1 pseudogene is annotated in these 560 nt (G+C 44.3%); it reads left to right on the forward strand.

Annotated elements, in window-relative coordinates:
- A pseudogene (locus tag ACQEXR_RS20415) lies at positions 1-560 on the forward strand (sel1 repeat family protein); the annotation flags it as partial.

The raw sequence follows: 560 nt of genomic DNA on the forward strand, positions 1-560 counted from the left end.
GGGATCCGACTGTTTAACCAAAAACAGTACCCACAAGCCGAGCAGATTTTTCAACAACAATCAGACCAAGGCAGTGCGTACGCGACTTACTGGCTAGGGGTCACACAGTATAAAAACCGCCAGCAGTTTGAAGCGGGGCAGACCTTTTTAAAAGCCGCCCAGATGGGCGACCCTTGGGCTATGGGTGTTCTTTCTGGCTATGAATATTACGTCAATAACCCATGTGGTTATTTAGGCTGGCCGTGTGATGATAAGTGGTATCAGTTAGCAGTTGATGGATGGAAGAAAGAAGCAGAAACAGGCAATGGTAAGGCTCTGCTACAACTTCAGTTTTTTACAAATCAATGGCGAAATTATGTACCGGTGCTAGGCCGCTACCTTATTGATAAAAAGTATATTGAGGCACTTACGTTAGGAGGCTTAAACGCAAGCTATTATTTGACTCGATTTAGCGATGTACCCAGAGAGGAAAAAATAAAATACCTAAAACTCGCAGCCAACCAAGGCTACGCCCCTGCGATGCAGTCTTTATATTATTATCTCTTAGAGCCTGAGACATT

Source organism: Vibrio sp. TRT 2004 (assembly GCF_050113735.1).
Taxonomy (GTDB): domain Bacteria; phylum Pseudomonadota; class Gammaproteobacteria; order Enterobacterales; family Vibrionaceae; genus Vibrio.